The sequence below is a fragment of the Methylobacterium oxalidis genome, assembly GCF_007992195.1.
In the GTDB taxonomy this organism is placed as follows: Bacteria; Pseudomonadota; Alphaproteobacteria; order Rhizobiales; family Beijerinckiaceae; genus Methylobacterium; species Methylobacterium oxalidis.
This window is the reverse complement of record NZ_BJZU01000298.1, coordinates 1-1,087: the sequence shown is the minus strand read 5'-3', so window position 1 is coordinate 1,087 and position 1,087 is coordinate 1. Positions and strand designations below refer to the sequence as shown.

Genomic DNA, 1,087 nt, shown 5'->3' with positions numbered 1-1,087 from the left:
CCCTAGCTCTTCTGAACCCAGCATCACTTACGGAAGCGCGTCGGAAATCTGCATTCAGGACTTTACGGCTGCTCCGCATCTCGGCGGGTATAGCCTTCAACATGCCACGACCCAGGCAGAGCCTCGGACGTGGCATTCCGTTGAAGCAGCAACCTACGTGATTACCGCCGCGGGCTGGCAGTGGTCTCCGGGTCGCGCATGCCCTTGGTCAATGAGCCCTTCCATTCGCCCTCGAAATCGGTCTTAGACGTGGCGGTGCGGGTGTAATTGCCTTTTCCCTTGTAGTTCTCGTAGGCACCCGTACCCGAAACAACCTCCCAGGTCCCCTGCCCATTGATGCGCGGGCCGTCCTGCTGCATCTGCATCGTCGCGGTGCCTGTAAAGACGGCGCTGGCCGTGCCGTCCTTGGCGACAAGGGTGATGATGCCCTGCTCCGGTCCTTTGCCCTGTTCGATTACGGTAGTCCCACCCCATACGACCTGCGCGTCATTCATAAAGTCGGTCTTATCTGTATTTTTATTCGATCCGGTCGAGGTCAGCCCGACCACCATCTTCTGCCCCTGCTGATCGAGAGGCATCATCTCTTGATGAGTAAATTTTCCAGAAAACTTTCCGCTGTGATCCTCCGCCAGCGCAGAGGCTGGCGCGAATACGGCCAGTACCGTACAGACCCGCAGTAAGTTCATGGACGCCTCCTCTGAGACCCCCTTGCTTATTTTGGATGAACTTGAAGCAGTTGAGAAGCCCCCAAATCTATCTGAGCGGTCGCAGACAAATACAAAATCACTACTTCTCGACGAAACCGTAACAGTTGTTTGGTTCGCCCGAATCGAACATTTTGCATGCCATGCTCTCTGTGGGCAGACGTTCATAGGTATCAGAAGCTTGCCAGCGCAACCTTCGGTCCTGCCAGATTTTAGGGCCTCATGAACTTCGCTGGGTTGGCGTTTCTGAACCTGCACCTGCGGAACCCTAATCTGCGCGAAATAACCCCAGGTCGCGTAGATTACGTCGAAGACAAGGCCGAAGCGCGTTTGCACCTTCGCAGCAATTCACCGAAATAGCGGCAAGTAGATGCCAATCAGAC

General features: G+C 55.4%; 1 protein-coding gene. It reads right to left on the bottom strand.

What is annotated here, in order from left to right:
• Nucleotides 1-161: 161 nt before the first annotated feature.
• Nucleotides 162-686: a hypothetical protein gene (locus tag MOX02_RS30680; protein ID WP_147029522.1), complete on the bottom strand. Its 525-nt coding sequence runs from the start codon at nt 684-686 to the stop codon at nt 162-164.
• Nucleotides 687-1,087: the final 401 nt, after the last annotated feature.

Excerpts from the sequence above, each read along its gene's own strand:
- MOX02_RS30680 (WP_147029522.1), bottom strand. The coding sequence starts at position 686 with ATGAACTTACTGCGGGTCTGTACGGTACTGGCCGTATTCGCGCCAGCC.